7 protein-coding genes are annotated in these 6,670 nt (G+C 44.3%); 5 read left to right on the forward strand and 2 right to left on the reverse strand.

Features of this window, described 5'->3' with window-relative positions; genetic code table 11:
* A partial coding sequence (locus CAG69_RS20775) for an acetoacetate--CoA ligase (protein ID WP_161446015.1) occupies positions 1-1,875 on the forward strand: 1,875 nt, incomplete at its 5' end.
* Positions 1,876-2,030: 155 nt separating this feature from the next.
* On the opposite strand, the gene CAG69_RS20780 is transcribed toward CAG69_RS20775, so the two are convergent.
* Positions 2,031-2,606, reverse strand: a complete 576-nt coding sequence (locus CAG69_RS20780; RefSeq protein ID WP_161446017.1) for a class I SAM-dependent DNA methyltransferase — start codon at positions 2,604-2,606, stop codon at positions 2,031-2,033.
* 171 nt (positions 2,607-2,777) lie between these two features.
* On the opposite strand from CAG69_RS20780, the gene CAG69_RS20785 reads away from it, so the two are divergent.
* Both CAG69_RS20785 and CAG69_RS20790 read left to right on the forward strand, forming a co-directional pair.
* Positions 2,778-3,656 carry a LysR family transcriptional regulator gene (locus tag CAG69_RS20785; protein ID WP_006742040.1) on the forward strand — a complete coding sequence of 293 codons (879 nt, stop codon included), beginning with the start codon at positions 2,778-2,780 and terminating at the stop codon, positions 3,654-3,656.
* 176 nt (positions 3,657-3,832) lie between these two features.
* On the forward strand, positions 3,833-4,729 hold the full coding sequence (locus CAG69_RS20790; protein ID WP_161446019.1) for a cation diffusion facilitator family transporter: 897 nt from the start codon (positions 3,833-3,835) through the stop codon (positions 4,727-4,729).
* 91 nt (positions 4,730-4,820) lie between these two features.
* On the opposite strand, the gene yddG is transcribed toward CAG69_RS20790, so the two are convergent.
* Entirely contained in the window at positions 4,821-5,723 is a 903-nt protein-coding gene (gene yddG / locus CAG69_RS20795; RefSeq protein ID WP_161446021.1) for an aromatic amino acid DMT transporter YddG, read from the reverse strand.
* Between the two features lie 120 nt (positions 5,724-5,843).
* Between yddG and CAG69_RS22365 the strand changes: the two genes are divergently transcribed.
* Both CAG69_RS22365 and elbB read left to right on the forward strand, forming a co-directional pair.
* A complete protein-coding gene (locus CAG69_RS22365) occupies positions 5,844-5,993 on the forward strand; it encodes a hypothetical protein (protein WP_006742043.1) in 150 nt (49 codons plus the stop codon).
* A gap of 12 nt (positions 5,994-6,005) precedes the next feature.
* Positions 6,006-6,656 carry an isoprenoid biosynthesis glyoxalase ElbB gene (gene elbB / locus CAG69_RS20800; RefSeq protein WP_161446023.1) on the forward strand — a complete coding sequence of 217 codons (651 nt, stop codon included), beginning with the start codon at positions 6,006-6,008 and terminating at the stop codon, positions 6,654-6,656.
* Positions 6,657-6,670: the final 14 nt, after the last annotated feature.

Consider the following 6,670-nt stretch of genomic DNA (forward strand, 5'->3'; position numbering starts at 1 on the left):
CTTGAAAGCTTCGCTGATCTGCATCAATGGTCACTCGATCATGTAGAAAAATTTTGGCAGGAAGTTTGGCTATTCTGCGACGTCATTGGCACTCAGGGAGAGACCATAAAAGAGCGAGCAGAAAGTCGCTGGCAGCAACCTGTTGAAAATAGGGATATAAAATGGTTCCCAAACGCGCAAATTAACTACGCCGAAAATTTGCTAACCTACGCGTGTCACCAACCCGATGATCTCGCGATTTGGTTTGAAAATGAACGTGAAGAAAAACAGACCTACACCTGGAAACAATTGTGTGAAGAAGTTTCGAGTGTCCAGCAATGGTTGAAAGAATGTGGAATCAAGCAAGGTGATGTCGTCGCTGGCTATTTGCCTCACTTACCTCAAACGGTGATAGCCATGTTAGCAACCACCAGTTTAGGGGCAACCTGGACTTCTACCTCACCTGATTTTGGCGTTGAAAGCGTTTTGGAGCGCTTTGGTCAAGTGAAACCTAAAATCCTGTTTACTTGTGATGGCTATACATTCAATGGCAAAACTTTCGATATGTCTGAGAAAAACCAGCACATTGCGGATCATCTTGATGGTCTTAAACAGGTTTGCCAAATTAGCTACCTGAAACCACACATTTTTGAATGCGACGTCTGCACTCAAGATTGGCAAAACGTCCTGAATCAATACACACCCGAAGCGCTGACTTTTACTCGTGTTAATTTTAACGATCCGCTATTTGTGCTCTATTCTTCAGGCACGACAGGCAAACCGAAATGCATCGTTCATTCCGTCGGCGGAACGGTGCTTAATCACTTGAAAGAGCATCAACTGCATTGCGATATTCAACCGAACGACAGAGTGTTTTATTACACGACCTGCGGCTGGATGATGTGGAACTGGCACGTTTCTTCACTCGCGAGCGGCGCATGTTTGGTGATTTTTGATGGTAGCCCTGTTTATCCCACTCATAACGTGCTTTGGGACCTCGCTGAACAAGCCGAAGTGACGCTGTTTGGAACTTCGGCGAAATACCTAGAGGCATTGGAAAAAGTTTCTTTTTCTCCGCCGAAAAGTGATGCATTTCCAAGTCTGAAAACCATTTGCTCAACGGGCTCTGTTCTGTATCCAGAACAGTTTGATTATGTCTATCAACACATTAAAGAAGATGTACACCTCGCCTCGATTTCTGGCGGAACAGACATTTGTGGCTGCTTTGTATTGGGCAACCCTATTTCTCCCGTTTATCGGGGAGAGTGCCAATCAGCAGGGTTAGGGGTCGATGTCAGAGTCTTTAACCCGCAAGGTAATAGCGTAATTGGAGAGCGCGGTGAGTTGGTTTGTGCCAATTCATTGCCCAACTTCCCCGCTGGCTTTTGGAACGACACCGGGGAAAGATATCATCGTGCTTATTGGGATAAGTTCGACAATATTTGGCACCACGGCGACGATGTTGAACAGACCAGCGTTGGTGGATACGTGTTTTATGGTCGAAGTGATACCACGTTGAATCCCGGTGGCGTAAGAATCGGCACGGCCGAAATCTATCAGCAAGTGAACAGTATAGACGGTATTCTAGATTCCATCGCAGTAGGAAAAGAAGTTGATCGCAACGAACAAATATGGCTGTTTGTCCAATTAATGAAAGGGATAGAGCTCAACGACGAGATGATCGCCTCCATCAAAGCACAGCTAAAGTCTGCATGTTCTCCAAGGCATGTACCTAGTGCAATTTACGCAATAAGCGATATACCTAAGACCCGTTCGGGAAAATTGGTCGAGTTAGCCGTTAAGCAAGTCGTTAACAATCGGAGCGTAGAAAATTTAGGCGCAATAGCCAACCCTGAAGTGTTGGAGGAGATCCGCAGGATAGTCGCCCAAAAATAACCTCAGAACACTTGGTTGTTAGAGAACCACTTTGCTTACACCCCCAGCGACAGGTTGAAGAACAAGTGAGATTAACTTAGGTACATACCCTCAACCGATAAGAAAAAAGCGAGCTAGGTAGCTCGCTTTTATCATGTGGTGTTCTTTGTTCAGTATTAACGGCGACCAAGCCCCATTAATACCGACATCGTTTTACCGTCAGATGTAATGTCAAAAACGTGTTGCGATTCCACCTCAGTAAAACCTGCATCTTTCAAAGCACGTTTAGACTTCGCAAGGGTAAAACCGTCTTGTTCAGATTCTGCAATCCAATCAAAATGAACAAAGTAACCGCCGTGGTTAAGTAAAGAATGCGAGATTTTTAATGACACGTCTAAGTCTTCCACAAACGCTAAAACTGACGATGCAACCACCAAGTCGAACTGTCCACGAAACGCAGGGTGCTGAGCAACCAAGCCGCGAGATAGTGCATCTACCACAGGTTCTACGTTGACGAGCTCTTTTTTATCGAGTTCCTCAATCATGGCTTCCGATGCGTCTAATGCTACGATGTCTTTAACCATCGGTGACAATCGTTGACTTAACTGCCCTGTTCCGCATCCAAAATCTAGTACTTTAATGCCATCAAGCTGAGTTAGCTGTTGTAACTGCTCAAACACCGACTGCGCAAATTGCTCTGTTGCTGGATTTGATTCCCAGTTTTTTGCTAAGCCGTCCCAATCTTGTGCCATCGTGGCCTCCATGTTCACTTTTTGTAACCCACATAGATTACCGCAAAACCGTTAAAAGACCATAGACTTATCTGGCGGATTCGCGTTTTTTTCGATAATCTTTCATGGCTTTGGGAGCGCATCTGCATAATACCCAAATTATTTGAATTCATTTATTGGTTGTGTCAAATCATGAACTTAACTCAAGTAGAAGCCTTCTGCACCATCGCTGAGTGTGGTTCTGTTTCTGAAGCGGCAAGGCAACTCGATTGTAATCGCACCAAACTCAGTATGTCGATTAAGGCTTTAGAGAAAGATCTCAACGTTGAGTTGTTTACCCGAACTGGCAACCAGCTCACTCTCTCTGAAGCTGGGAAAGCCATTTACAAAGATTGCGAACACCTACTTATCATCGCACAGCGGATAAGAAAAACCTGTGCTCAAATCTCAGAAGGTTTTAACGCGGAAGTTTGGGTTGCACGTGACGACTCCTTACCTGATGATCTCTGGCAGGAGCTTTCTCATACACTGAATAACCGCTTCCCTTCCACAACCTTCAACTTAATCTTGGCATCCAGTGGCGACTTAGCCAACTTAGTCAGTACCCACCAAGTGGATTTTGCCTTTGGTGTTGATTATGAGCGCGTCGACGATCCTCGTATCGTGTATAACCCACTAGGCAAGATACGTATGATGTCAGTATGCAGTGCAGAACACCGCCTAAGTAAGATGCGCCGAGTCTCAGACGAAGATCTACGCAGCCAGATGCAAGCGTTGATGGTGTACCTAAATGAGAAAGACAACCCTGAACTGCAGCCTTTCTCGACTCGATACATTGGCTTTTCGAGTTTTGACTACATGCTCAACACCATCTTAGAAGAAGACGCTTGGGGTGTACTGCCAGAACCATTAATCCGCCATTACCTTCGCCAGCAAAAGCTCGCCGTTATCAAGCATACATACGGATTGACACAAGAAGACTACTGTATGTTTTCACCTAACGGTCAAACTGAGCACCCAGCAATGACATGGTTAGCGGATAAATTGAGCGAGTATTTATTTGACTTCTAAACATTTTATCAGTGAGCGCCAATTTTATTGGCACCACAATCATGAAGCAAGTCATTGTTTTATAAGAACATAAACAAAAACGCAACTTTTTAGATTAGAACCTGCTCACTTAGTGGTTGCCTAAATTACCTTATGCGAGAAGAATAGTAAGGTATTAAAATTTAAAGGCATCTTTTATGTGTGACAGGACAAGCAAAAACGAAAACCGTATTCTAACCATTTCAGCCCTTTTAACATCTGGGTTCGCTGCTGGTGGTATGGTACTTGGCTTGCTTGTAGGATCAATTGTCATCGTTTTTGACGGTGTTTACTCTTTGGTCAGCTTACTGTTAACTTTATTGTCACTGGCCGCTTCTTACTATATTAACAAGCCTTCAAAATCTGTATTCCCATTTGGAAAAGCGGTCTTAGAACCAATCGTTATTGCGATAAAAGCAGCCGTCATTTTAGTGGTTGTAAGCTTCTCTCTCTACTCTGCGATATCAGCATTGATGTCCGGAGGCCGTGAAGTCGATGCTTCTATTGCCACTCTCTTCGGCATCGTAAACGTCATCGGTTGTGGTTACGCTTGGTGGTTTATGGCGAAACGCAGCCGTCGCTTCTCATCAGGCTTGATTGAAGCAGAGAAAAAACAGTGGCAGATGGATACGCTATTAAGTGTGGCAGTGACGGTTGGATTTGTTGCTGCTTGGGCTGTATCACTAACACCATTCGCTGAATATGCGGTTTATGCCGATCCTATGATGATGGTGCTAATGGGCTTCTACTTTCTGAAAGTTCCTTTTGATATGTTGGTTGGTGCACTACGTGAGCTACTAATGATGACACCAAGCAAAGAGCTATGTCAGGTCGTTGGCAATGATGTACTAGAGATAGAAAAAACATCTGACCACCAGCTGAAGTTAGCGGGTATCACTAAAGTGGGCCAAGAGCTTCGTATTAACATCGATTTGCACGTCGATGACGACACCATCGCATTGGATAAGTTGGAACAAACTCGTACTCAGTTAACGAAACGTCTGTCGAAGCACAGATTCAAACTGCAACTCCATTTAAACGTCGCAAACTGTTAGAACACGAAAGAAAAAAGCTCCCTCGGTCGGGAGCTTTTTTCTTTCTGTCATTTGAGCATACAGCGCAAAGATAAAACCAGATAATTTTGGTTTAACCTGCAGCTTCGCGCTTCTCTTTGGTGACTAACCAACACATCAGCGAGCCCACCGTTACCATAACAACGCCTTGCCAGAAACTATTGCTCAACGTCACACCAAGAATAATGGAAGAAAATAGCGCAGAGAAAATGGGCGTAAAGTAAGAAAGTGTCGCGAGAAAGACCATGTTTCCACCAACAATCGCGATGTTCCACAAACCATAACCACCAGCCATCAACGCCGCAGAAGCAAAAAGGTAGCCCATTGCTTCCCATGAAAAAGTCATCTCTGGCTCATCAGCAAACGCATATTTCACCCATAACGAAACAGCAGTAGCAATGAAAAACAACGTAATCGCGTTATGTTTGGATTGCTGCCTCTGGGTTAAATTACAATAAAAGGCCCATATAACTGCTCCTGCGAAAGCCATAAAGTACACCAAAGGGTTACTACTGACATTGGACATAATCTGAGTAACGGATAAGCCATTCTCACCACTCACCGTCCACGCGACTCCGATAAACGCCAGCGCAACCGCTGGATAAAGCAGCCAGTTTGTTTTTTTGTTACTGCCTAAAACCGCAAACAAAACGGTGAGTGCTGGCCAAAGGTAATTGACAATCGACACCTCAATAGCCTGCGCACGCGAGTTGGAATATCCCAGAGATAAAGCGAGAAATATTTCATAACAAACGAACATCGCGCCACCAAGCACGAGATATTTTGGAGAAAAATACGATAACTTCGGAATGCCAACTACGATAAGAAGGAAAATAGAACTGAGAGAGTACAACATGGCCGCCCCGCCCACGGGACCTAAGCTCTCGGTAACCAACCTGGCAATGCCAAGTAAGCAACTCCAAGAGAGGATGGCAATACAACCATAAAGTGTGAAACGAAATTGCACTGATTTCATGTGACCTACCACTCACGAATGCCAAAGGAAACATCAGCTTAACTCAAAAATGATCAGGTTCAACGTACTGTTTTATAAAAATCAGTATAAAAATCACTCCATTACGCAGTTGGAGTCGATATGAAACATTTTCTGCCCTCGAGTGTTATGCTTACACCTTTTGTTGTGCGCTACTATGATGAAGAAGACGACGATAGCGAAATCGCCGAAACTGATTCGAGCACTCAACATCTAAAAGAAACAGAGCAACAAACGGAAACCTCAGACTAAAGGAATTCTCAAATGAAAAAAGTCGCAGTTATCTTCAGTGGTTCAGGTGTTTACGATGGCACAGAACTGCATGAAGCCGTATTAGCACTCCATGCCATTGAAAAACAAGGCGCATCATGGCATTGCTTTGCTCCTAACATCGATCAATTACACGTGATTAATCATCTAACTGGCGAAGAGATGGACGAAACACGAAATGTGTTGGTGGAATCTGCACGCCTTGCACGTGGCAATATTGATGATGTTGCAAGATTGAATCCAGATGAGTTTGATGCCCTACTCTTACCTGGCGGTTTTGGTGCCGCTAAAAATCTCACTGACTTCGCAGTATCAGGGGCTGAGTGCTCGATTAATACACACGTAGCTCAAGCATGTCGCGCATTCGCTCATGCGAAAAAGCCAGCAGGTTATCTGTGTATTTCTCCTGTCATTATTCCGATGATTTATGAGCATGGCGTGAAAGGCACCGTAGGCAACGATGAAGCGATCTCGATAGCATTTAATCAAATGGGCGGCGAGCACATCACTTGCTCTGTCGAGGATATCGTTTTTGATGAAACACACCTCGTTCTATCAACCCCTGCTTATATGTTGGCAGAGAATATCTCTCAAGCGGCATCAGGTATCGAAAAGTTAGTATCAAAGCTGATTGAAATTGCCTAATTATTGATAGATAA

This window comes from Vibrio sp. V43_P6S15P86 (assembly GCF_009904725.1).
Taxonomy (GTDB): domain Bacteria; phylum Pseudomonadota; class Gammaproteobacteria; order Enterobacterales; family Vibrionaceae; genus Vibrio; species Vibrio diabolicus.

Excerpts from the sequence above, each read along its gene's own strand:
- CAG69_RS20780 (WP_161446017.1), bottom strand. The coding sequence starts at position 2,606 with ATGGCACAAGATTGGGACGGCTTAGCAAAAAACTGGGAATCAAATCCA.
- CAG69_RS20785 (WP_006742040.1), top strand. The coding sequence starts at position 2,778 with ATGAACTTAACTCAAGTAGAAGCCTTCTGCACCATCGCTGAGTGTGGT.
- CAG69_RS20790 (WP_161446019.1), top strand. The coding sequence starts at position 3,833 with ATGTGTGACAGGACAAGCAAAAACGAAAACCGTATTCTAACCATTTCA.
- yddG (WP_161446021.1), bottom strand. The coding sequence starts at position 5,723 with ATGAAATCAGTGCAATTTCGTTTCACACTTTATGGTTGTATTGCCATC.
- CAG69_RS22365 (WP_006742043.1), top strand. The coding sequence starts at position 5,844 with ATGAAACATTTTCTGCCCTCGAGTGTTATGCTTACACCTTTTGTTGTG.
- elbB (WP_161446023.1), top strand. The coding sequence starts at position 6,006 with ATGAAAAAAGTCGCAGTTATCTTCAGTGGTTCAGGTGTTTACGATGGC.